The 22,337-nt window shown below is 64.0% G+C and carries 21 protein-coding genes; 12 read left to right on the forward strand and 9 right to left on the reverse strand.

Going from position 1 to position 22,337, the window contains the following annotated elements; all coding sequences use genetic code 11:
* Positions 1-49 precede the first annotated feature (49 nt).
* Positions 50-904: a helix-turn-helix transcriptional regulator gene (locus AB3X99_RS08125; protein WP_069261618.1), complete on the forward strand. Its 855-nt coding sequence runs from the start codon at positions 50-52 to the stop codon at positions 902-904.
* Between the two features lie 26 nt (positions 905-930).
* Here the strand turns inward: AB3X99_RS08125 and AB3X99_RS08130 are convergent, their stop codons facing one another.
* The 5 genes from AB3X99_RS08130 to AB3X99_RS08150 all read right to left on the reverse strand — a co-directional run bounded on the left by AB3X99_RS08130 (position 931) and on the right by AB3X99_RS08150 (position 3,807).
* On the reverse strand, positions 931-1,347 hold the full coding sequence (locus AB3X99_RS08130) for a rubredoxin (protein WP_368616607.1): 417 nt from the start codon (positions 1,345-1,347) through the stop codon (positions 931-933).
* A 40-nt stretch (positions 1,348-1,387) separates the two neighbouring features.
* Entirely contained in the window at positions 1,388-1,516 is a 129-nt protein-coding gene (locus AB3X99_RS08135) for a hypothetical protein (RefSeq protein WP_342946800.1), read from the reverse strand.
* 266 nt (positions 1,517-1,782) lie between these two features.
* The gene (locus AB3X99_RS08140; protein WP_069261619.1) at positions 1,783-2,340 is read right to left on the reverse strand and encodes an aromatic acid exporter family protein; all 558 of its coding nucleotides are present in this window, start codon (positions 2,338-2,340) and stop codon (positions 1,783-1,785) included.
* A 195-nt stretch (positions 2,341-2,535) separates the two neighbouring features.
* The gene (locus AB3X99_RS08145) at positions 2,536-2,949 is read right to left on the reverse strand and encodes a DoxX family protein (protein WP_042268447.1); all 414 of its coding nucleotides are present in this window, start codon (positions 2,947-2,949) and stop codon (positions 2,536-2,538) included.
* A gap of 132 nt (positions 2,950-3,081) precedes the next feature.
* Positions 3,082-3,807 carry a pirin family protein gene (locus tag AB3X99_RS08150; RefSeq protein WP_342946799.1) on the reverse strand — a complete coding sequence of 242 codons (726 nt, stop codon included), beginning with the start codon at positions 3,805-3,807 and terminating at the stop codon, positions 3,082-3,084.
* Positions 3,808-3,974: 167 nt separating this feature from the next.
* Here AB3X99_RS08150 and AB3X99_RS08155 point away from each other — a divergent pair, with 167 nt between their 5' ends.
* From AB3X99_RS08155 to AB3X99_RS08170, 4 genes are all read left to right on the forward strand, one after another.
* Positions 3,975-4,883 carry a LysR family transcriptional regulator gene (locus AB3X99_RS08155; protein WP_368616608.1) on the forward strand — a complete coding sequence of 303 codons (909 nt, stop codon included), beginning with the start codon at positions 3,975-3,977 and terminating at the stop codon, positions 4,881-4,883.
* A gap of 311 nt (positions 4,884-5,194) precedes the next feature.
* On the forward strand, positions 5,195-5,758 hold the full coding sequence (gene ahpC, locus AB3X99_RS08160; protein ID WP_069261621.1) for an alkyl hydroperoxide reductase subunit C: 564 nt from the start codon (positions 5,195-5,197) through the stop codon (positions 5,756-5,758).
* 187 nt (positions 5,759-5,945) lie between these two features.
* Complete coding sequence (ahpF, locus tag AB3X99_RS08165) at positions 5,946-7,547, forward strand: alkyl hydroperoxide reductase subunit F (RefSeq protein ID WP_069261622.1); 1,602 nt, start codon at positions 5,946-5,948, stop codon at positions 7,545-7,547.
* 190 nt (positions 7,548-7,737) lie between these two features.
* A complete protein-coding gene (locus AB3X99_RS08170; RefSeq protein WP_069261623.1) occupies positions 7,738-8,001 on the forward strand; it encodes a cupin domain-containing protein in 264 nt (87 codons plus the stop codon).
* A gap of 179 nt (positions 8,002-8,180) precedes the next feature.
* Here the strand turns inward: AB3X99_RS08170 and AB3X99_RS08175 are convergent, their stop codons facing one another.
* Positions 8,181-9,554, reverse strand: coding sequence for a virulence factor family protein (locus tag AB3X99_RS08175; RefSeq protein WP_368616609.1), 1,374 nt, complete (start codon positions 9,552-9,554; stop codon positions 8,181-8,183).
* Complete coding sequence (gene mprF, locus AB3X99_RS08180) at positions 9,551-12,160, reverse strand: bifunctional lysylphosphatidylglycerol flippase/synthetase MprF (RefSeq protein WP_069261624.1); 2,610 nt, start codon at positions 12,158-12,160, stop codon at positions 9,551-9,553. Before mprF ends, AB3X99_RS08175 begins: the two co-directional genes overlap by 4 nt.
* A gap of 616 nt (positions 12,161-12,776) precedes the next feature.
* Between mprF and AB3X99_RS08185 the strand changes: the two genes are divergently transcribed.
* Entirely contained in the window at positions 12,777-13,940 is a 1,164-nt protein-coding gene (locus AB3X99_RS08185; RefSeq protein ID WP_342946795.1) for a porin, read from the forward strand.
* Between the two features lie 114 nt (positions 13,941-14,054).
* Here the strand turns inward: AB3X99_RS08185 and AB3X99_RS08190 are convergent, their stop codons facing one another.
* Positions 14,055-14,492, reverse strand: a complete 438-nt coding sequence (locus AB3X99_RS08190; RefSeq protein WP_342946794.1) for a DUF2917 domain-containing protein — start codon at positions 14,490-14,492, stop codon at positions 14,055-14,057.
* A gap of 559 nt (positions 14,493-15,051) precedes the next feature.
* Here AB3X99_RS08190 and AB3X99_RS08195 point away from each other — a divergent pair.
* From AB3X99_RS08195 to AB3X99_RS08215, 5 genes are all read left to right on the forward strand, one after another.
* A complete protein-coding gene (locus tag AB3X99_RS08195) occupies positions 15,052-15,288 on the forward strand; it encodes a hypothetical protein (RefSeq protein WP_081771534.1) in 237 nt (78 codons plus the stop codon).
* Positions 15,269-15,997: a GntR family transcriptional regulator gene (locus AB3X99_RS08200; protein WP_069261627.1), complete on the forward strand. Its 729-nt coding sequence runs from the start codon at positions 15,269-15,271 to the stop codon at positions 15,995-15,997. The genes AB3X99_RS08195 and AB3X99_RS08200 overlap by 20 nt, the downstream gene beginning before the upstream one ends.
* Before the next feature lie 471 nt (positions 15,998-16,468).
* Complete coding sequence (gene frc / locus AB3X99_RS08205; RefSeq protein ID WP_069261628.1) at positions 16,469-17,716, forward strand: formyl-CoA transferase; 1,248 nt, start codon at positions 16,469-16,471, stop codon at positions 17,714-17,716.
* A 16-nt stretch (positions 17,717-17,732) separates the two neighbouring features.
* On the forward strand, positions 17,733-18,545 hold the full coding sequence (locus tag AB3X99_RS08210) for a fumarylacetoacetate hydrolase family protein (protein ID WP_368616610.1): 813 nt from the start codon (positions 17,733-17,735) through the stop codon (positions 18,543-18,545).
* A gap of 51 nt (positions 18,546-18,596) precedes the next feature.
* Complete coding sequence (locus tag AB3X99_RS08215) at positions 18,597-19,571, forward strand: hypothetical protein (protein ID WP_368616611.1); 975 nt, start codon at positions 18,597-18,599, stop codon at positions 19,569-19,571.
* A gap of 94 nt (positions 19,572-19,665) precedes the next feature.
* Here AB3X99_RS08215 and AB3X99_RS08220 read toward each other — a convergent pair whose 3' ends face one another.
* Positions 19,666-20,610 (reverse strand): LysR family transcriptional regulator, encoded by a 945-nt coding sequence (locus tag AB3X99_RS08220; protein ID WP_368616612.1) that lies wholly within the window; start codon positions 20,608-20,610, stop codon positions 19,666-19,668.
* A 371-nt stretch (positions 20,611-20,981) separates the two neighbouring features.
* On the opposite strand from AB3X99_RS08220, the gene oxlT reads away from it, so the two are divergent.
* Positions 20,982-22,337 (forward strand): oxalate/formate MFS antiporter, encoded by a 1,356-nt coding sequence (oxlT, locus tag AB3X99_RS08225; RefSeq protein ID WP_069261632.1) that lies wholly within the window; start codon positions 20,982-20,984, stop codon positions 22,335-22,337.

The following is a 22,337-nucleotide window of genomic DNA, read 5'->3' on the forward strand; positions in this document are numbered from 1 at the left end:
GAAATTACCCTGCAGGGGTACCCTGATCGGAGGACCCATGGAGCCCCTCATGGAACTGGACTGGCAGGACCGTGCGTTCCATCACCATATCGCGACGCTGATCGACGCCCTCGACGGCCCCGACTTCTGGACCCGCATGACGCGTGTGATCGAGCGCTTCGTCGCGTTCGACAACTGGGTTGCGCTCGTCTTCCGGCGCGATCGCGCGCCGCTCGTATGCGCCGAGTCGCCCATGCCCGACGGCACCGTGGATCTCTTGTTCCGCGCGTATCTGGAGGGGATGTACCTGCTCGATCCGTTCTATCTGAACGCCAGCGAAAAGCCGCGCGCAGGACTCGTCACGCTGGCCGAAGTCGCGCCCGATAATTTCCGCATGACGGATTACTATCAGCGCTACTTCAAGAGCAACATCATCGGCGACGAAGTGCAGTTCAACGTGCCTCTCGACGAAGCGCGCACGCTGATTTTCTCGCTAGGCGCAAAGCACCATTACACGGAGCGCGATATTGCGTTGTTCGCGATGTTCGCGCCGTGGGTGATCGCGCTCATGAAGCAGCGGCTTGCGTATGAGACGTTTGCCGAGGGTGTTGCCGAGGCAGTCGCGTCTGACGTATCTGAAGCCGACAGCGCGGCGCAGCAGGGGCAGTTGAGCGAGGCGGGCTTTGCGAGCCGCATCGAGGCGGTCACGCAGCAAAGCGGACGCGTGCCGCTCACCGCGCGCGAGATCGAAGTGGTGCGTTTGAGCCTGAGCGGTTTTTCCACGCGCGCGATTGCGGAGCGGCTCGCCATTTCGTTCGAGACCGTGCGCGCGCACAAGAAGCATATTTACGCGAAGCTCGGCGTGAGTTCGCAGTCGGAGTTGTTTGCGCTTTTCTACGAGCCGCTCGGGCGCGCGGGCGTATGAGCGCCGCGCGCCTTCGACGGGGTGCGTCAGAACTCGACGAGCGCGAAGTCTTCCTTGCCCACGTCGCAGAGCGGGCAGCGCCAGTCGTCGGGCACATCGGCCCAACGGGTGCCGGGAGCGAGGCCGTCGTCGGGGGCGCCTGCCGCTTCGTCATACACCCAGCCGCAGATCACACAGACCCATTGCTTGAGCCCGTCGTCGGCGCTGGCCGCAGCCGTCGAGGCGCTTGAGAAGGCCTCGGGCGTAGCGCCTTCGGGCGGGGTGTCGAGCGCGACGACGAGCGGCGCTGCGGTGCTCTCGCGTTCAGCGAGCTTGCTTTGCAGCGTGGCGAGCAGCGCGGCGGCTTCGTCGGCGGTGAGGTCGATCCAGTACGGGTCGCCTGCGCCGTCATTCAGGCGTTCAGGAGAGAACTGGATTTCGAGGGCGACGCCTTTCTTGTACATAAGCGAAAACGGTTGGCTTGATGCCCCGGACGCGCTGCGCTTACAGGAAGTAGCGGAACAGCAGCGAGGCCGCGATGCCGCCAGCGCCGATCAGCGCGAGCATTTGCAGGAGCGTGATGGACTTGCTGGACTTGGCGTTCGAAGCCGCGGGACGGGTGGTGGTGTTCATAGGGTGAATTTGCGGCGGCGTGGGTTGCGATTTCGATTGCGCCCCGAAAAGTCGCCATCATCGGCATGACGGCGGCAGAGCGCGGCGGGGGAGTTTCGCACGATTTCGCATCGGCGGGGGCATTTGCGGGGCGACTGTGCGCACGCGCCGCAGATTTCGTCCCCGGCAACCTGCGCCGCACAGCGGCATCGATTATCGCCGCTAATCTGGGCCGGATTCCTGAGCGCGCGGAGATGGTTTATTTCGCAGGCGTTGAGAGAAGCGGCTCACAACTGCAGCCAGCGCCGTTCGACATACGAGAACAGCCAGCTGACCGGCACCGCGCACGCCATGCCGATGGCGACCTGCGCCACGCGAAAGAGCGCGACGTCCCACACTGGTCCGTTAATGGGCACGAGCAGCACGATCGTGGTGGTGATCGCGCCCAGTCGCGCGGCGGTGCTCACGCTCAGGCACCAGCAGCCGATGATCACCACGCTCACGGCGACGAGGTAGGCCGCGAGATTTTCCGGGCCGAACGCCGCCGTCGCGAGCCCCACCGCGCCGCCCGCAATCGCGCCGATGAACTGGTCGCGCGACTGCGCAAGCGTATCGGCGTAATCGTGCTGGGTGACGGCAATCGCCGTGATCGCGGCCCAGAACGCTTGTTCGGTGTGGAGCGCGCGGCCGATGCTGTATGCAAGGCCTGCCGCGCACACGGCGCGCATCGCCATGAGCGTGCCTTGCGCGGCGCGACTCTTGAGCGGCAGGCGCTTGAGCGTGCCCAGCGCCGATTGCTGGAGCGAAGTCAAGTAGGCATAGAGGTTGTCTTGTGGGTCGTGCATTGCGCGTGATCGGTCGTAAGGAAAACGTGAGGCTGGGCGGGCGCGTTGCCAAGCATATCAAGCCGTGTTTGCAATATGCGGATCGTCGGGCAGGCGATGCATGCGCAACGGCGTCGCCGCGTGGCGCAGGAGCGAGACAAAAAAAGGCGCGATGCCAACCGGCATCGCGCCTTTCTACAGCCGAAAAACCGTGCGTTACTTCCTGTCGATCGAGATCGCGCCCGGACCCGTTACCGCGAGCGCGAGCAGTCCGCCGGCGATGCTGATGTTCTTGTAGAAGTTGATCATGTTCGCCATTTGATCGGCGCCCGTCATGGTCCAGAAGTGATGGCCGATGAAGGCCGTCGCAACGGTATAGATCGCGAGCAGCACGGCGAGCGGCCGCGTGTAGAAACCCACGAGCAGCAGGATGCCGACCGCGAACTCCATGATCACGGCGATGACGGCCGACAGCATCGGCACGGGCGCGCCCACGTGCGCCATGTAGTCGACCGTGCCCGAAAAGCCGGTGATCTTGGACCAGCCGAACAGGATGAACAGGGAAGTCAGCAGAATGCGTGAGACCAGCAGCACGACGTCGTTGCCCGGCCCGAACAGGTTGTATCGCATGGTTTTCTCCGAATAAGTTTTAAGCAGTTCACTACGTATCAGTTCGCGCTTTGCCGGGCGGCGGCCCACTTTGAGTGAATGGACCGCCGCGCGCCGGTCTGCGCAAGCATAACCTCAGGCGCAACGCCGAAGTCAGGACCAGAGCTCCGACACTTCGATATTACGCAGATCGAACACGAGGACCTCTGCATCGTGTCCGTCGCTGAAGCTCAACTCGCGCTCGGCGCGGATGCGCGCGCCGTCGCCCTCGCCCAGTTCCACGCCGTTCAGCTTCACGCTGCCGCGCGCCACGTGAACGTAAGCGTAGCGGTCGGCGCCCACTTCGATCTTTGCCGTTTCCGCGCCGTCGAGGCGGCCTGCATAGACGCGTGTGTCCTGGCGCAGCAGCAGCGAGTCGTCGGCGCCGTCCGGCGAGAGGATCAGGCGGAACTTGCCGCGCTTTTCCTCATCGGCGATGTTCTTCTGCTGGTAGCGCGGTTGCGCACCCTTCACGTTCGGTGCAATCCAGATCTGCAGGAAGTGCACCCCTTCGTCGGCCGAGTGGTTGAACTCGCTGTGCGCGACACCGGTGCCGGCGCTCATCAGCTGCACGTCGCCGGGAACGATCACCGAGCCCGTGCCCATCGAGTCCTTGTGCTCCAGCGCGCCTTCCAGCACATACGAGAAGATTTCCATGTCGCGGTGCGGGTGCTTGCCGAAGCCGCGCGCCGGGGCCACGCGGTCGTCGTTGATCACGAGCAGGTCCGAGAAGCCCACTTGCTTCGGATCGTAGTAGTTGGCAAACGAAAACGTGTGACGCGAGCTGAGCCAGCCATGTTCACCGCGGCCGCGTTGGTCTGCCTTGCGAAGTTCGATCATTTTCGTCTCTCCTGTCGGGCCGAGTTGGCGCTTTAGCGCCTTACCCTGGCCCCATTGGGTTGATGGGATTCGCTTGATTGGTTGCGATGGAAGAATTTTAGGTCAATCAAATCGACTGGAATCACCGTAAAATACGACTCACTGTCACGATGAAGTGGACAATCGGAATGCAACTCGACGACATGCGGATCTTCGTGACCACCGTGGATGCGGGCAATTTCACGGCGGCGGCCCATCGGCTGCGGCTTTCCAAGCAGTTCGTGAGCCGGCGCGTGGCGGCGCTGGAGGGCGATCTGGGCGCGCGCCTGCTGGTGCGCAACACGCGCAAACTGGCGGTCACGGACCTCGGCCAGGACTTCTACGAGCGCGCGAAGCGCATCCTTTCGGACGTCTCGGACGCCGAGCAGGCCATGTCGGACCGGCGCAGCGAGCCGCGCGGCTTGCTGAAAGTGAGCGCGCCGATGTCGTTCGGCATGGCGCACCTTTCGCCGCTCGTCGCCGAATTTCTGCGTGAGCATCCGGACGTGCGCTTCGACATGGATCTGAGCGACCGCACCGTCGACGTGATCGGCGAGGGTTTCGACATGGCGCTGCGGATCGGCCGGCTGGCGGATTCCACGCTGGTCGCGCAAAAGCTCATCGACGTGCGCATGATCGCCTGCTGCAGTCCCGGCTACCGGCGCCGCCGGCGCGCGCCCCAAACGCCTGCCGATCTCGCGCAGCACGCCTGCCTGCCGTACGGGCAGCAGGGCCGCGCGCCGTGGGAATTCATCGTTGATGGCGTGCGCACGCCTTTCGACGTGCACGGGCCGCTGCGCGCGAACAACGGCGAAGTGATCCGCGACGCGGCCATTGCCGGGCTCGGCATCTGCTACCTCCCGGACTTCATCGTGGCGGGATCGGTTGATGCGGGCCTGCTGGTGGAGGTGCTGGAGCCGTTCATGCCGCCGCCCAACGCGCTCCATGCGCTGTACCCGCAGCATCGTGAAGCTTCCGTGACGATCCGCGCATTTACGCAATACCTGCGCGAGCGGCTCGCGGCGCGTGCGGCAACCGCGCGCGGCGGCGCGCTTTGACGCAGCAAGCGTGCGGCCCTTGCGGAAGGGCCGTTGCGCCTGCATCTAACGCATAAAGCTTCTTGAACGCAACATGACAGCGCGGCCGCGTGAGGCGCCTTGTCGCAGTTTCGTTGTATGCTCACCGCCCCGAGGGTTGCTCGGGCCGCGCGATGCGGGCGCGGAACCCCATACTGGCGGGCTTTGACGGACGCTATGGGGTCCGATAGGCAGGGTTAATACCGGCGATCAAAGCAACCAATTTTTCAAACGGACGCGGTTCCCGTAATCTTCGTCCATACCTTTTCCCAACCAGAGCGAGGAAACAACGCATGTCTCTCATCAACACGCAAGTCAAGCCGTTCAAGGCAACCGCATACCACAACGGTAAGTTCGTTCCGGTCTCTGAGGAAAACCTCAAGGGCAAGTGGTCGGTCGTCGTGTTCTACCCGGCCGACTTCACTTTCGTGTGCCCGACCGAACTCGGCGACCTGGCTGACCAGTACGCGGAATTCCAGAAGCTGGGCGTCGAAGTCTACGGTGTGTCGACCGACACGCACTTCACGCACAAGGCATGGCACGACACGTCGGACACGATCGCCAAGATCCAGTACCCGCTGGTCGGCGACCCGACGGGCGCAATCACGCGCAACTTCGACGTCATGATCGAAGAAGAAGGTCTGGCACTGCGCGGCACGTTCGTGATCAACCCGGAAGGCGAGATCAAGCTGTGCGAAATCCACGACAACGGCATCGGCCGTGACGCCAAGGAACTGCTGCGCAAGGTGCAAGCCGCTCAGTACGTGGCAGCACACCCGGGTGAAGTCTGCCCCGCCAAGTGGACGCCGGGCGCTGAAACGCTCAAGCCGTCGCTCGACCTCGTCGGCAAGATCTAAGCGTCGCGGTTCAAATGCGATCGCCCTGATCGCATGACGCCGAAGTCTCACTAGCTGTATCCCCGGGCCGCGCCCACTCGGCCGCGGTCCGGGTGCCTGTTCGCCTCTTGACGCCATAAGCGGAACGGCGAAATTGCCAGGCAATACTTAGAATTCCCCCGCTTCTTCTCTAGCCGGAAAAAAAGCCATGCTCGACGCCAACCTCAAAGATCAACTCAAAAGCTACCTCGAAAAAGTCACGCAGTCGATCGAGATCGTTGCGTACCTGGACGATGGCGAGAAGTCGCAAGAACTGCAGCAATTGCTGCAGGACATCGCATCGCTCTCGAATCGCATCTCCTACGAAGCACGCCGTGGCGCCGCAGCCGGCGACGCGCGTACCCCTTCGTTCGATATCAAGCGCGCGAACTCCGACGTGAAAGTCACGTTCGCGGGCATTCCGATGGGCCACGAATTCACGTCGCTCGTGCTGGCGCTGCTGCAGGTGGGCGGCCACCCGGTCAAGCTCGAGAACGACACCATCGAACAGGTGAAGGCGCTCGATGGCGCATTCTCGTTCGAAGTCTATATGTCGCTGTCGTGCCAGAACTGCCCGGAAGTCGTGCAGTCCATCAACGCGATGGCTTCGCTCAACCCGAACGTGCAGATCGTCACGATCGACGGCGCGCTGTATCAGGACGAAGTCGAGAAGCGCCAGATCATGGCCGTGCCGACCATCTACCTGAACGGCGAAGTGTTCGGCCAGGGCCGCATGGGCGTGGAAGAGATTCTCGCGAAGCTCGATACCGGCGCATCGTCGCGTGCTGCCGAGAAGCTGAACCAGAAGGATGTTTTCGACATGCTCATCGTCGGCGGCGGCCCCGCTGGCGCTGCGGCTGCGATCTACGCGGCGCGCAAGGGCATCAAGACCGGCGTGCTCGCCGAGCGCTTCGGCGGCCAGGTGCTCGACACGATGGCCATCGAGAACTTCGTCTCGGTCACGGAAACGGAAGGGCCGAAGTTCGCCACGGCGCTGGAGCAGCACGTGCGCGCCTATGACGTCGACATCATGAATCTGCAGCGCGCCGAAGCGCTCGTGCCCTCGGGCAACGGCTTCGAAGTGCGCACGCAAAGCGGCGCGACGCTGCGTGCGAAGAGCGTGGTGCTCGCCACCGGTGCGCGCTGGCGCAATGTCGACGTGCCGGGCGAGCAGCAGTACAAGAACAAGGGCGTGGCTTACTGCCCGCACTGCGACGGCCCGCTCTTCAAGGGCAAGCGCGTGGCGGTGATCGGCGGCGGTAACTCGGGCGTGGAAGCGGCAATCGACCTGGCCGGTATCGTGAGCCATGTCACGTTGCTCGAATTCGGCGCGCAACTGCGTGCGGACGAAGTGCTGCAACGCAAGCTGCGCAGCCTGCCGAACGTCACGGTGCACCTGAACGCGCAAACCACGGAGATTTCCGGCGACGGCCAGAAGGTCACGGGTCTCGCTTTTCTCGAACGCACGTCGGGCGAGAAGCGTCATCTCGAACTCGAAGGCGTGTTCGTGCAGATCGGCCTCGTGCCGAACACCGAGTTCCTCAAGGGCACGGTGGCGCTGTCGAAGCACGGCGAGATCGAAGTGGACGCCAAGGGCCAGACGTCGGTGCCGGGCGTGTTCGCCGCGGGCGACGTGACGACCGTGCCGTTCAAGCAGATCGTGATCGCCGTGGGCGAAGGCGCGAAGGCATCGCTGGGCGCATTCGACTACCTGATCCGCTCCTCCGTGGAGCAGGAAGAGGATGCTAAGGCGGCGCCCGTGGTCGCCTAAGCAAAGGGTTGTAGCAGTCTCTCTTTACGCCGGCTCACGCCGGCGTTTTTTTATGGTTTCGCGCAAGAAGACGGCTCAGTCCTGGACGAGCGGGCTGCCTTTTACAGAATATGTGAAATTAAATGAACAGCGTCTCGGTGCGCGTGCCAAACTGGCTGCTGGTCGACACCGTCGATCGAGGAGACGAAACATGCAGCGCGAAACATTCATCCGCAGCCTGGCCGAAGAAGGCTTTCCCGAGCCCGTTGTCGTGACGCGCGAAGCCGGCGTCATGGAGGTTCATTCGCATCCGTTCGAAGCGAAGGCGCTGGTCATCGAGGGCGAACTGCACATCCGCGTAGGCGACGAAGAGCGACACTACAAGGTCGGCGACGTGTTTCATCTCGCCGCCAACTTGCCGCACGCCGAGCGCTATGGGCCGCAGGGCGTGCAGTACCTGGTGGGGAGGAAGTGAGGGGGGCGCCTATGCCGCGAGGGGCCGAAGCTCCGTACGGATTCAACGGGTCGATGCAGCACACTACACCCTGCGTGAGCAGCCGAGGTGTTGCAAATGAAACAGCGACCGAGGATCCATTGCTCCGATAGCCAGCGAAGACTAATGTGGGAGCGCTGGCGCGAAGGCGACTCGCTCCCTCACCCCCGCGCCGCGATTTCCTTCTTCCACCCCGCGATGATCTTCCCGGCGAGCGCATTGTAGTCGCCGTCGAAGTGGTGATCGCCGTTCGTCTTCACGACGTCGATGCCGGTATTCGCGAGCGCCGGACACAGCGTGTCTTTCTCGCCCGCGCCATACACACATTGCACGATAGAAGGCGGCACCTTCGCGAGTTCCGGGCGCACCTGCAGTGCCTTGTCGCTGGCGGGCATGCCGAGCCAGCCCGTCACGCGAATCTGGAAGTCGGCGTCGGGCGCGAAGCCGAGCAGCGACATGTACGACACCTTCGCGCGCAACGTGTCGGGCAGACGGTTGTAGGCGAACGGCATCACGTCCGCGCCGAACGAGTAGCCCACGAGCGCGATGTGCTGCGCATGCCAGCGCGAGCCGTAAGTCTTCAGCACGCGGGCGAGATCGTGGCTCGTTTGCTCGGGCGTCCTTTCGCTCCAGAAGTAGCGCAGCGCGTCCCAGCCGATCACCGAAATGCCCTGCTTTTGCAGCTCTTCTGCAATCGTCTTGTCGAGATCGCGCCAGCCGCCGTCGCCCGAGATCACCACCGCGAGCATGTCGGTGGGGTGCGCCGCGGGCAGTTCGACGAGCGGCAGGTCCGACACGTCCTCTTCACTTTCCGTCACGACGCGCAGGTGATTCGATGTGAGCGCAACGATCTTGTCGGCGTCGGCAACGCTGGGGGCGAAGGCGCGCGGAGCGCCGGAAGTGGCTGCGTGCACATCTTTCGTCGTCACACCCTGCTCGAAGAAGCCGGGCAGGCCGTTGCCGCGCGAGAGCGTGGGGTCGGCCGGGCAGGGCGCGAAGCGCGCGTCGAGCTTTGCGGCCGGATCGAGCGACACGGCGCCCGCCATCGTGTTCGCGGGCGCCTGCGAGAGCATGCGCTGTGCGATGAGCGCACCTTCGCCGCTGCCGATCGCGATCGGCGCGTAGTACTCGCTGGAGCCTAGCTGGCGTTCGAGTTGGTGGCTCAGCGCTTCGGCGTCGCTGTAGAGCTTGTGGCAGGTCTCGTTCTTCACGGCGGCGAGGTTCTGCGCATAGCGCTCCGTATCCACGCCCACGACGAGCGCGCCATGCTGCGCGAGCGCGTCGGCGCGCGTCTGGTCGGCGGCGCTCCAGTGCTTGTCCGCCGAGAACAGCACGGTGAAGCCGCGCATGGCGCCACTCGGTTTCGTCACCGCGACTTCGCCGTAACGGCCGCCCGAAACGTGCATGGTCGCGGCGGAAGCGGGCGTCGAGACGGGCGTCGAAGCCGCGTTGGCGTGAACCGCGCAAAACGCCAGCGCAGCGGCGCCCGCTGCCGTGCCTGCAATGCGCGGCAGCCTGGGAATACGGAATGTCATGAGCGCCAGCCTCCTGCCAGCAGCGATAGATCAGCGAGAGTGATGAACACGCTGATCGAGCCCGAAGCGGCCAGATAGCGTGGTTCCCAGCGCGGCGCGAACTTGTTCTTGAAGCCGCGCAGCCCCCGGAAGTTATAGAAGCGGCCGCCGAAGCGCCAGATGAAACCCGCGAGCCGGTGCCAGGACGACGCGAGCGGCGAAGGGCCCATGCCCGAGAGCGGCGCCATGCCGAGCGAGAGCGACTGGTAGCCTGCGGCCTTCAGATGCAGCGCGAGCTGCGTGAACAGATATTCCATCGCGTAGGGAGAGGCGCCCGGCATATGGCGCATGACGCCCACCGTCGCGTCGGTGTTCAGATCGGTCGTCATGAAGGTGACGAAGGCGAGCGGCTCGCCGTTCTGACGGATGAGCAAGACGGACTGCGCGGCGAGATAGTCGTCGTCGAACGCGGCCACCGAGAAGCTTTTCTCGCGCGCTTCGCGGTCCTGCAGCCACGCGTCGGAGATCGCGCGCAGCACCGGCAGGCTCGCGCCCATCTGCGTGGGCTCGATATGTTCGATCGAAAAGCCGTCGCGTTCGCCGCGCTTGAGCGCGTAGCGCAGATGCGCGCGCTGCGGACCCTTGAGGTCGAATTCCTGCAGCATCACGCGCGCTTCCTCGCCGAGCTTCATCAGCGTGAGGCCGGCGTCGAGATAGAGCGGCAGCGCGTCGGCGCGCACCTGGTAGAACGCCGCGCGGCCGTTGTGCGCGTGGGCGAGCGTGACGAACTCGCGGATCAGCGCGGGCCACTCTTCGCGCGGGCCAACCGGATCGTGCAGCGCCGCCCACGTGCGACCGCGCTTCGCGTACATCAGAAAAGCCTTGCGCGAGGTGGAGAAGAGGAAGCTCTTGTCGCCCATCAGCGCGAGGCCCGCGTCGCTGCGTTCCTGCGCGCGCACGATACGCGCGGCTTCTTCGAGGTCTTCGCTCGGGGGCATCACGAAGCGGCCGGCGGCGGGGCGCAGCAATTGCCACAGTGCGAGCGCGGCGGCGAACACGCCGGCGCCGAGCGTGGCGCGCAGCGCGCGCGGCGCGCGGCTGTGGAAGGCGAATTGCCACCAGAGGCTTTGCGAGTACTGCACATCGCGGAACGCGAACAGCAGCACCCACACGGCGAGCGCGATCACGCAGCCGACCGAGGCGAGCCAGGCCGGCGTGAATCGCTCGCTGAACATCGACGAGTGGCGATTGAAGCGCTTGCGCGTACCAAGCAGCAGCACGATCAGCACGCACAGCACGCCCGCTTCGACGAAGGCGAGGCCCTTGGCGAGCGAGAGCGCGAGGTTGGCCACGGCGATCACGAGCGCGAGCCACCAGGCGGCGTCCAGACGCCGCAGCAGACCGCGCGCGACGAACAGGAGCAACACGCCGAAGAGGCTGCCCATCAGCTGCGAGCTTTCGAGCACCCAGAGCGGCACGATGGTTTGGAGCAGCGCGATGCGCTTGGAGAACGCGGGTGTGGCGCCCGAGATCACGAGCATGCTGCCGGTCACGAACGTCACGATGGCGAGGAAGAGCGGCGCGAGTTGCGAGACGCCATCGGCGCCGCGCTTCGCAAAGCGGGCGCTGAGCGGTGTCTTGAGCGCGCGGCCCTCGAATACGGCGAGCACCGCGGCGGCGAGCGCGAGCGGCGCGCCGAAGTAGATCGCGCGATAGGCGAGCAGCGCGGCAAGCACCTTCGAGGTCGGCACGCTCGGCCCGAGCGCGTAGACCATCGCGGCTTCGAACACGCCGATGCCGCCGGGCGTGTGGCCGATCAGGCCGAGCAGCATGGCGGCGCAATACACGGTGAGGAAGTCGGTGAAGCCGAGAAGCGCATGCGGCATGACCGACCAGAGCGCGAGCCCGGCGCCGACCACGTCGAGCGCGGCCAGCAGCAGCTGCGCGACGAGGTCGCGCCGCGCCGGCACCGAAAAGCGCAGCCATGCGCGGCCGAACGGCTCGATCTCGCGCGCGCTTGCGGGGCAAACGATGACCATCACCGCGCCGCAGCCGAGCACCACGCCGCCGATCAGGCGCAGTTCGTCGGGCGAGAGGTGCAGCAGACCGGAGAGCGTGCTTGCGGCGCCCACCATGCCGAGCGCGGTCATGAACACGAGTGCGAGGGCGAGCGTGACGCTCGTGAACACCGTCATGCGGCCGATCTGCGCGGCGGTGACGCCCGCGCCGCCATACACGCGGCAACGCACGGCGCCGCCCGTGAGCGCGCCGAAGCCGGTCACGTTGCCGAGCGCCGAGCCGGCGATCGCGCCGGCCCACAACGCGCCGCGCGAGACGCGCGCGCCCAGGTAGCGCAGGCCCACGGCGTCGCGACCGACCAGCGCGACGAAGCTCACGGCCGTGGCGGCGAGGGCGCCGACCCATTGCGCGGGCGTGAGCGTCCAGAGCTGGCGGATCACCGAGTGGTAGTCGACCGTGCGAGAGAGGTGCTGGAACACGACCAGCAGCAGCGCGCAGATACCGAGCGCGAACACCGGCGCGACAAAGCGCTGCAGGTGCAGGGCACCGGCACGGCGGCGCAGCGCCCCGAGGGCGCGCGCCGCGCGCGAAGAATGCGATTGGGACATGGATCGGTCTGGTGGCTCTCTGCGATGTCGCCGTATCGACTGTTACAGCTTCCCCGGCGGTGACATCGTGTTTATTCGCGTTTTGCGCTTACGTTCTTTCGAGGCCGGGTCTCGCGCATCACGCGCGCGAACCGGAAATTCGAGCCGAATCGTAATCGTTCGGAAAGGACTAGTTAAGCTCAGCAAACGCATGGGACTACCCGCCGGTTGACGCCCCGGTGCAAGAAACCGCTATTGGGTGCAGATCAATTCGACGCGATGACGCGTCATAACTAATGGATTTAATTAGGGAATAATCTTTTTGCGATTGATGTTTGTGGGGCCTGATTAACAGGCGGCCAGAACGGCAAGGTAATCGTTAACTTGTGAGTAATGGGCGGGCGCAGATCGCGTGCTGAAACGCGCGCCGAGTGGGCGGGTTCGCCGAAAGCCTTGCGTGGCGGGCGTTGCAGGCACTCCTGGTTGGCAGCCGGAGATGATGTTTTGGGTGTTAACCAGGCACTTTCTGAAATCGCTGTCACTAATTCGAGACAGCTCGTTTAATCCTTTTACAATGCTCGAAGGGCGAGTTAGTCTGCTTTGGTCAAGAGTTGTTTTACCGTGCCGGGAGAATGACGTGAAAAGACTAGCCTTGACTTCCCTTTCACTGGCCGCGCTCGGGGTTGCTGGCACGGCTCAGGCACAGACTAGCGTGACGCTGTACGGCACCATCGACACCTCGATTACCTACGTCAATCACGCCGACGGCAGCAAGAACCTCTGGACGCTCGGCAACAGCAGCTTCGGCAATCTCTCCGGCTCGCGATGGGGTTTGAAGGGCGCTGAAGATCTCGGTGGCGGCCTCAAGGCGATCTTCCAGTTGGAAAGCGGCTTCAACCCGTCCACAGGCGCGCTTGCGCAGGGCGGCAGGCTGTTCGGCCGACAGGCATACGTGGGCTTGACGGCCGAGCAGTACGGGTCGCTCACGCTCGGGCGGCAGTACGACCCGCTCATCGACCTCGTGCAGGGCATCACGGCCGACAACTATTTCGGCTCCGTGTTCGCAACGCCCGGCGACGTCGATAACTACGACAACAGCTTCCGCGTGAACAACGCCGTCAAGTACACCACGCCCGTATGGAGCGGCCTCCAGGCTGCGGCGATGTACTCGTTTGGTGGCATCGCGGGTTCGACAGGCGCCGAGCAGTCGTACTCGGCGGCGGTCAACTACACCAACGGTCCGCTCGCGCTGGCAGGCGGCTACTTCTACGCGGCGAACAGCCAGGCCGTCAACGGCATTCGCACCGGCGGCTGGACTAGCACCTCGGACGGCACCTTCGACGGCCCGATCAACTCCGGCTACGCTACGGCACACTCGCTCACCATTGCGCGCGCGGCGGCGCAGTACCAGCTCGGCCAGTTCACCTTCGGCCTCGGCTACAGCAACGCGCGCTACTCGCCCGATGCGAGTTCGGTGTTCCGCGAGACGCAAAAGTACAACACCGGCCAGGGCTTCATGAACTATCAGCTGAACCCGGCGCTGCTGCTCGGCATTGGCTACAGCTACACGCATGCCAACGGCGATACGTCGGCGAATTACAACCAGGTGTCGCTCGGCGCGGATTACAGCCTCTCGAAGCGCACGGACCTTTACATGACGGCGGCCTGGCAGCATGCGAGCGGCGATACCGGCAACGGCACGGGCGGCTCGATGCCGGCCGAGGCTTCGGTCGGCTCGTACGGTTACTCGGGCACCTCGAACCAGACCATCGTGAACTTCGGGCTGCGGCACAAGTTCTGAGCGACGGCCTCGATCGACAACGCCGGATGCGCCAACTGGGCGGCGCATCCGGCGTTTTGGCGTGTGCGGCCCTGGGTTCGGCTCAAGGCGCGTCAAGCGTCAGGGCATCGCGCGTCACGCCTCGCGCGAACGCCGGAGCGTGAGCAGCGCAAGCCAGGCGGCGAGGCGCTCCATACCGCGCCGCACGCCCGCGAACGGCGGCTGCCATGCGCTCGTGATGCTCACGCGTGCCGGCAAGGCGGCCTCAGTGCTGAGCCAGATACGTTCGCCACGCTCGAGCCGAAGCGTCTCGCCCGGTTGCACCCAGTGGTCGTAGGGCGAGCGGGCGCGCGTGACCCATACCTGGGCTACCTGAACACGCAGCGTGGCTGATGCGCTCACGCGCCAGGTGACAGTGCGCATGGGCGGCACGGCGAAGTGGACCGACTGGACGGGCAACGGATCGTCGAGCCGGTCGGTTGCGTCCGCAACGGCGTGCGGCGCGGATTGTGGGGCGGGCTGTAAAGCGGGTTGCGAAGCGGTCAGTGAAGCTGCCTGAAAAGCGTCATCCATCGTTTTCTCCAGTTTTTGGAGCCGACGGACGGAGCGCTATCACCCAGAAAAACAAAAAGCCCCGTCGATGCCGGCGGGGCTTGTGATTTGCGTGACGACAGACTGCTAGTACGCACACCATCCCCGTGGGTTACCCGTATGGGTTTTCCACGGATGATTCATCGTGTTTGCGATGACGAGGCGGGTGGAGGACGTGTGCATGGCTTGAGTGTGCGGGGTGCCTTGCAGCGCTGTCAACCGGAAATGCTTAAATGGGCTTTGGCGGCCGCAGTTTGTGTTGCGTGCGAGTCTCGTTCGCACCTTTGCATGACGCGATCGTGCCCTTCGGTGGCATATCCTCTTGCGGGCAGCACCGTTTTCTCACTAGGATTGGTTGTTTTTTATGGATATCCGTCGAACCGTCCCACAATGTGGGGGGCGTACTCCCTGATACGCCTCGCGGCATCGACCTGTTGTGTGGAAACGACTGCATCTGATATACCACATACAGAATATTGCTTTTTGTGGCGACGCAACATATGATTGAGTTATTCGATTACTCAATCATGCGGAGCTTCAAATGGATTTCGTTTCTCTCGCACTGTTCGGTGCAGCGGTCGTGGGTCTGGGTGCAGCTGCTACGGTCATGATCGCCAGGTGGCTGCCGCAGTCCGCCATTGAGCAGGCTGCGCAGCATGGCCGGTACGCTGGTTTGGGCGAAGCACCGCGCGCCAGGGCCGTTCGTCGTGCACAATTCGGTCCGCGAATCCGTCCGCAGGTCGGAAAAGAGGTAATCAATGTCGTCAGAACAAACTGAAGTTGTAGCAAGCCGGGAAGCGGCGCCGCTCAAGCTGGCGCTGCAGCCCATCAACGCCACACTGAGCCTGCGCGATCAGGCTTATGCCATGCTGCGCCAGGCCATTGCCGACGCCGATATCTACCAGTCGCGCGAGGAAATCCGGCTCGACGAGCGCGTGCTGAGCGAATCGCTCGGCGTGAGCCGCACGCCGGTTCGCGAGGCCATGACGCTGCTCGAGCAGGAGGGCTTCCTGCGCATGGTGCCGCGCCGCGGCATCTATATCGTGCGCAAGAGCAAGCGCGAGATCGTCGAGATGATCCAGATGTGGGCCGCGCTCGAAAGCATGGCCGCGCGTCTCGCCACGATCCACGCCACCGACGAGGAAATCGCGCGGCTGCGCCACATGTTCGACGACTTCCGCGACAGCACCCCCGCCGAACACATCGCCGAGTACTCGGACGCCAACATCGCGTTCCACCAGGCGATCGTCGAGCTTTCCCGCTCGCAGATCATTCTCGACACCATCAAGAACATCTTCGTGCACGTGCGCGCCATTCGCCGCATGACGATTTCGCAGAGCGACCGGGCTTCGCGCTCGATCGTCGATCATCTGCGCATCATCGAGGCGCTAGAGAAGCGTGACACCGAGCTGGCGGAAAAGCTCGTGCGCCAGCATTCGCTCGATCTCGCGGCTTATGTCGAGAAGAACTGCGATTTTCTGGATTGACGCAGGCGGCTGACGTCGCCTCTAGGCAAAACGGGAGACCTTCGGGTCTCCCGTTTTGCGTTTACGTTCCTTCGCGTCCCATCACGCTCATTCATCACGCGTCGGCAGAACGGCCTCCGACAGCCGACTTTATGCGCATCAACCCCTGGCAGCCCTGACCAAATCCCGGTGCGGGCCAGCCATCCTTCACACGGAATCTGGCATATCAGATGCGGCAAATGTTCGGGGTTTTCCCTTGTGTGCACCGCGTCAATGCCACCGAACTTGCACCAAAGCCATGGTGGATAAGGCTTCGACGCGATTCTAATGGCATTCCCGATGGGCAATTCTCCTCTTGCTTCGTTGTGATATATCACATACCGTATTGCTCAAGGACGCAGGTGACGCGCCATCGCGCGAAACGCCTCTGCCCACGCAACCCCACCGATTTTCGAAAACTCGCCCGGCCACGATTAGATAAGGAGACATGACATGGGCAAGGCATTGAACGGCGTGCGCATCCTCGATTTCACGCACGTGCAGTCGGGACCCACCTGCACACAACTGCTCGCCTGGTTCGGCGCGGACGTGATCAAGGTAGAGCGCGTAGGCGCAGGCGACATCACGCGGGAGCAGCTGCGCGACCTGCCGGACGCGGACAGCCTTTACTTCACGATGCTCAACGGCAACAAGCGTTCGCTCACGCTCGACACGAAGAACCCGCAAGGCAAGCGCGTGCTGGAGCGGCTCATTCGCGATTGCGACGTGCTGGTCGAAAACTTCGCGCCGGGCGCGCTCGAGCGCATGGGTTTCAGCTGGGAACGTATACAGACGCTGAACCCGCGCATGATCGTGGCCTCGGTGAAGGGCTTCGGCCCCGGTCCGTACGAGGACTGCAAGGTCTACGAGAATGTCGCGCAGTGCGTGGGCGGTGCGGCGTCGACGACAGGCTTCGACGACGGCCCGCCGGTCGTCTCCGGCGCGCAGATCGGCGACAGCGGCACGGGCCTGCATCTCGCGCTCGGCATCGTGACCGCGCTCTATCAGCGCACGCACACGGGGCGCGGCCAGAAGGTGCTTGCGGCCATGCAGGACGGCGTGCTCAACCTGTGCCGCGTGAAGCTGCGCGACCAGCAGCGGCTCGAGCGCACCGGCGTCATGAAAGAGTACCCGCAGTATCCCAACGACGGCTTCGGCGAGGCCGTGCCGCGCGCCGGCAATGCGTCGGGCGGCGGGCAGCCGGGCTGGATTCTCAAGTGCAAGGGGTGGGAGACCGATCCGAACGCCTATATCTATTTCATCGCGCAGGCACCCGTGTGGGACCGCATCTGCAAGCTGATCGGGCGCGAGGAGTGGATCGACGATCCGGACTACGCCACGCCGAATGCGCGCCTGCCGCGCCTGAAGGCGATCTTCGACGAGATCGAGCACTGGACCATGCATCGCACGAAGTTCGACGCAATGGCCGTGCTCAACCGCTACGACATTCCGTGCGGCCCGATTCTCTCGATGAAGGAGATCGCCAGCGACGAATCGCTGCGCGCGAGCGGCACGATCGTCGAGGTGGATCACCCGGTGCGCGGCAAGTACCTCACGGTGGGCAACCCGATCAAGCTCTCGGATAGCCCAACCGAAGTCACGCGTTCGCCGATGCTGGGCGAACACACCGACGAAGTGCTCGCCGAATTCGGCTACACGAAGGACGAGATCCACTCGCTGCGCGCGTCTGGCGCCGTTTGAAACCGAGGAGCGAAACATGGAAACGTGGATGCGTTTGATGGCGAGCGACGGCAGCATCGTGTTCGGCCGCGTCGAGAACGGTTACCTGCACGAATACGAAGGGCTCGATCAGCCGGTGCCCACTGGCGCAGTGCTGTCGCTGCGCGCGCTTACGCCGCTCGCGCCCTGTGCACCCGGCAAGATCGTTGCGCTGTGGAACAATTTTCACGCGCTCGCCGCGAAACTCGAAAAGCCGGTGCCATCGCACCCGCTCTTTCTCATCAAGCCGCCGGCTTCGGTGATCGGCTCTTCTGAATTGATTCGGCGTCCTGCTCACTATGCGGGAAAAATCGTCTTCGAAGGCGAACTCGGCATCGTGATCGGCAAGCGCTGCCGCGATGCGAGCGTGAAGGAAGCCGAGTCGGCGATCTTCGGCTACACGATCGTCAACGACGTCACGGCAGCGGGCCTCATCACCGAGAATCCGCACTTCCCGCAATGGTGCCGCGCCAAAGGTTTCGGTACGTTCTGTTGTCTGGGTCCGGCGATCGTTTCCGGGTTCGACTGGCAGCGCGCACGCGTCGTCACGAAACTCGATGGCGTGGAGCGGCAGAATTATCCGCTCGACGACATGGTGTTTTCGCCGGCGCAGCAGGTGAGTCTTATTTCTCAGGATCTGACGCTCGAACCCGGCGACGTGATTGCGTGCGGCACCTCACTCGGCGTAGGCTCGATCGTTGATGGCGCAACGGTCGAGGTCACCATCGAAGGGATCGGTACGTTGAGCAATGCGCTGGGCGCCGCGTCGGCGCAAATCGAGTCGCTCGCCGCCGTAGAGGGCGCGGCTTGACGGCCTGAAACCAAAGACGCGCGCGGCAGCGATGCCGCGCGAGGAGGAGAAATGCCGGAGCAACTGGCTGGCGACCTGGCGTGGCTGGGCGCTGGCGCGCTGTTCGCATGGCTTGGCTGTGCATTTGCACAATTGGCGGCGCTCGCGCCGGTGCGTGCGTGGCCGTTGTCGCGTTCCCGCGCCACGCCGTCCTGCGCCAGGCGCGCTGGCGCGCCGCGCAGGCATCGGCTCGCCTTCGCCATTTCGTTCGCATTGCTACTGACCGTGCCGCCCGGCGTGATCGCTGCGGGCTGGATGCATGGGCCCGACGCGACCGTCGCGGTCGAAGCCGGCGTGCTGGGCGGTTTGTGCCTCGCGGGCCGGCGCGACCTCACGCCCCGCGCGCGGACGGCGGCGCTGCTGGGGGGTGTATCGGGCGCGAGTGTTTTGATCGGCGCGTTCGTTGGTTACGTGTTGCAGCCTGAGCGGAGTGCTGGCGAACGTGTAGCGCTATTCGTCGCGGCGGCGACCGGCGCATTGCTGACCGGCGGCGCGCTGCGTTTGCTCAGCCGTGGCGCGCAAGCGAGCGGCTCGGTCCGCAGGCACGTGCCGTTCGGCCGCGGCGACCGTGTCATGCATGTCATCGCGCTGCTGCTGGGCGCTGCGCTCGGCTACGAATTCCTGAGCGCGCGAGCTTCGCCCGATTTCGAGATCTCCGTGCTGGTCGCGGCGAGCGTGCTGTGCGCGGCGCTGGGCGTGCGGCTCATGAGCGGCGCCCGGCGGCCGCGGCTCGCCCGCACGGGCGCCGTCGAGGCGTCACCGCCACGCGAGCCCTTCAGCGCAACATTCCATGCAAGTTTTGCCGGTGTGCCGGATGAACTGCTGGTCGCGGCCTGCGGCAGCGGCGCGTTCGAACCCGCCTGGCTGGCCGCGAGCGACACGCCGCACGGAAGCGGAGGGCGCGCGGGTCATCACGCGTCACAGGATTTGCCACGGCGGCGACGCAGCCGGGGCGGTGCGCTGCGTCAGCGGCAAGGACCGCACTGACGTCTATCTGCGGGAACAGGGGAAAACAACAGAACGCGCAATATGACGCGAATGATTAGTCATGCATGATGGTTTCTTGGCTATCCATTAAACCTTACCTATGCAAGCTCGCTTCTGACACTTTCGTAATGTTCTCGATGAGCGCCGCGCCTTCCTCCATGAGGAAGCGCTTGAACGCGAGCGCGACGGGCGGCAGGCGCTTGTTTTTCCGGTGCACGACGTACCAGTTGAGCATGACCGGGAAGCCTTCGACGTCGAGCACGGTGAGGTGACCGACCTGCAGTTCGAGGCTGATGGTGTGCGCCGAAAGAAAGGCGATGCCCATGCCCGCGATCACGGCCTGCTTGATCGTCTCGGTGCTCTGGATCTCCATGGCGATCTTGAGGTTCGTGATCTTCCCCGCGAAGCCTTCTTCCATCGAGTTCCACGTATCCGAGCCGCGCTCGCGCACGATGAACGCCTCGTTGGCGAGCGTGCTGAGCTTGATGGCGCGCTTGTTGGCGAGCGGATGCGTGGGCGCCGCAACGATCACGTACGGGTGAGGCGCAAACGGCTCGTTGATGGCGTCAGTCGCGTGGGGCGGACGCACCATCACGGCGAGATCGGTCTGATTGGTGGCGAGCTGCTGGAGCAGCTGCTCGCGGTTGTGCACGGAGAGATTGAGCGCGACGCCCTTGTAGCGGCGCGTGAACTCGGCCAGCAGGCGCGGAAAGAAGTAATCGCCGGCGCTAATGACGGCGACGTTGAGCTTGCCGCCCGAGACGCCCTTTAGCTGGCTCATCGCCTCGTCCACTTCGTGGAACTGCTGCATGATCGCGCGGCTGTAGTGGAGCATCTCCGTGCCCGCGGGCGTGAGATAGATCTTCTTGCCGAGCTGCTCGAAGAGCGGCAGGCCCGCGTGATCTTCGAGCTGCCGAACCTGCGTGGAAACGGCCGGCTGGGTGAGATGCAGCTCTTCCGCAGCACGCGAAAAACTGAGGTGGCGCGCCACGGTCTCGAAGACCTTGAGCTGGCGCAGCGTGGCGTTTCGCATCGTCATGGCCGAACCATAAAGGATACTGAATCCACATAATAACAAACTTTAATTGTGAGTAATTCAGCAATCACCCTAGCATAAGTTGAAAGGAGTCCGAATGCCGTGCAAAGCGCTCGAAGCCAGGTTCGGGTTAACGCTCGGAAATACGATTTCATAAGGGACAACACTGAGAAAAGCCCTTGTTTCACGATGTTTTCAGGGTCTGACGTAATGCCAGGGTGAATGAGGATTGACGAATATCCAATCGGATTCTTGATTCAGCCGCCGAATAAAAAACACAGCGTAGCGAAGTGAAAAGCTAAAACCATAAGCCTGGATTTATGCAGACCCGTAATCATGCAGGCTGCAATGAATAGATAGCGGAGACAAGCGATATGAATGCAATCGGTCAGAGGAGCGAGAGCGGTCCGTTCTGGACGAACCGCTGGTTTCAACTGGTGGTGGGCATGCTATGCATGGCGCTCGTTGCCAATCTGCAATACGCATGGACGCTGTTCGTCGCGCCGATGAATTCGCGCCACCACTGGGGCCAGGCGGAGATTCAACTGGCGTTCTCGATTTTCATTCTGACCGAGACCTGGCTCGTGCCGGTGGAAGGCTGGCTCGTCGACAAGTTCGGCCCGCGTCCGGTCGTGGCGGGCGGCGCGGTTTGCGCAGGCCTCGCCTGGGTGATCAACTCCTACGTCACGACGCTGCCGATGCTCTACGTGTCGGCCGTGATCGCGGGTATCGGCGCGGGCGGCGTGTATGGCACCTGCGTGGGCAACGCGCTCAAGTGGTTCCCGGACCGCCGCGGTCTCGCCGCGGGCCTCACGGCCGCGGGCTTCGGCGCCGGCGCCGCCGTGACGGTGATTCCGATTGCGAACATGATCACGCGCTCCGGCTACGAGCACACGTTCTTCTTCTTCGGCGTGCTGCAGGGCGTGTCGATTCTCGTGCTCTCGCTCGTGCTCGTGAAGCCCGTGACGCGCCCCGTCGCCGCGGCGGGCCGCCGTCTCGTCTCGCGCGTCGACTACACGCCGGGCCAGATGGTCAAGCAGCCGGTATTCTGGGTGATCTACATCTGCTTCGTCGCGGTGGCCGCCGGCGGCCTGATGGCAACGGCGCAGATCGGGCCGATCGCCAAGGACTGGGGCCTTGCCCGCATTCCGATGACGGTGTTCGGCATGACGCTGCCGCTCCTCACGCTCACGCTGTCGATCGACAACATCTGCAACGGCTTTACGCGTCCGCTGTGCGGCTTCATCTCCGACAAGATCGGCCGTGAGAACGCGATGTTCCTGATCTTCGTGGGTGAAGGGCTCGCGCTGCTCGGCATGATGCAGTTCGGCACGAACCCGTATGCGTTCATGACCTTCGCCGCGCTCATCTTCCTGTTCTGGGGCGAGATCTTCTCGATCTTCCCGGCCATCTGCGCGGACACGTTCGGCAGCAAGTTCGCCGCATCGAATGCCGGCACGCTGTACACCGCCAAGGGCACGGCAGCGCTGCTCGTGCCGGTGGCCTCGGTGCTGTCTGCTACGGGCGGCTGGAGCGCGGTGTTCATCGCGGCTGCGGTCATCACGATCGCGGCGGGCGTGAGCGCCAAGTTCTTCCTCGCGCCGATGCGCAAGCGTCTGATCGAACAGAGCAGCGAAGCCAGCGCTGACGCGAGCAACGAGCCCAACGTCACGCTGGCCACGAATACGGGCGCGGGGTTGCCGCACTGGTCCAACCAAAGCGGCGAATGA

Origin of the sequence: Paraburkholderia sp. BR10882 (assembly GCF_040948855.1) — a bacterium.
GTDB lineage: Bacteria > Pseudomonadota > Gammaproteobacteria > Burkholderiales > Burkholderiaceae > Paraburkholderia > Paraburkholderia nodosa_A.